This is a genomic window from Leisingera sp. F5, assembly GCF_001593695.1.
This window is the reverse complement of sequence record NZ_LUKH01001411.1, coordinates 1-1050: the sequence shown is the minus strand read 5'-3', so window position 1 is coordinate 1050 and position 1050 is coordinate 1. Positions and strand designations below refer to the sequence as shown.

General features: G+C 63.3%; 1 protein-coding gene. It reads left to right on the top strand.

Features of this window, described 5'->3' with window-relative positions:
* Positions 1 to 944: sulfotransferase (locus tag A2I95_RS41860; protein ID WP_291738147.1), on the top strand; the 944-nt coding region annotated here is incomplete at its 5' end.
* Positions 945 to 1050: the final 106 nt, after the last annotated feature.

The following is a 1050-nucleotide window of genomic DNA, read 5'->3' as shown; positions in this document are numbered from 1 at the left end:
CGGCACCACCGCGCTCGCTGGACCGGGCCAACGTCAGCTTTGCCCTGGCCCGGATCGCCGATCATGCGGGCGGCAAGGACGCCTTTGCGTCCCACAACGACGAGGCCAACGCCTGTATGGCGGCGCAGAACCCATATGATTACGAGGACAGCGAACGCCAGTTCGGCCGCCTCATGGCCGCCTTCCCGGAGGCCATCACCCCGGCGGAGACTGAAGTTGACGGCCCGCGCCCGATCTATGTGGTGGGGATGCCGCGCTCCGGCACCACGCTGACTGAAACCGTGATCGGCCTGCACCCCGACGTTTTCCCGCTGGGTGAGCGCGGCGTGCCGGCCTTCCTGCTGCATCCCTACCTGGACAAGGATCAGGGCTTCACCCCCGAGGCCGCCCGCACATTCGTCGCCGAGGACATCAGCCGCTTGCCGGAAATGCCTAAGGGCACCCTGGCCTATGTCGACAAGATGCCCGACAATTATCGCCTTATGGGCCATCTGCTGACCGCTTACCCCGATGCACGGTTTGTTCATCTTTGCCGCGACCCGCGCGATGTGGCGCTGTCGATCTGGCGCGGCTATTTCTCCGGCAGCTCGCTCACCTATGCCTATGACCTGAGGGCAATGGCGCACCGCTTCAACCTCTATGGCCGGCTGATGCAGCACTGGCGCCGGGTCATGCCGGGCCGGATCTATGATCTGCGCTATGAAACCCTGGTTGCGGATATCGAGGGCGAAAGCCGCAGGCTGGCAGAATTCTGCGGGCTGGACTGGGTTGAGGACATGGCCCACCCGGAACGGCACGAGGGCCAGGTGCTGACGCTGTCGAACACCCAAGTCAGGCAGACTGCGCACACGCGTTCAATCGGCAAGTGGGAAAAATACGCCGATGTTCTGGCGCCGTTCATCGACGGGTTGGACCCAGAAATCTGGCCGGAAATCAAAGGGTAAATCGGCCTACTTCGTGTAAGCCTTGCGCGCGATTTCAATTCGCGCATCCATCATCGACATCTCTTTCAGGATCTCCTGCCGGCGGCTGCGGTCGCCGGCCTCGCGC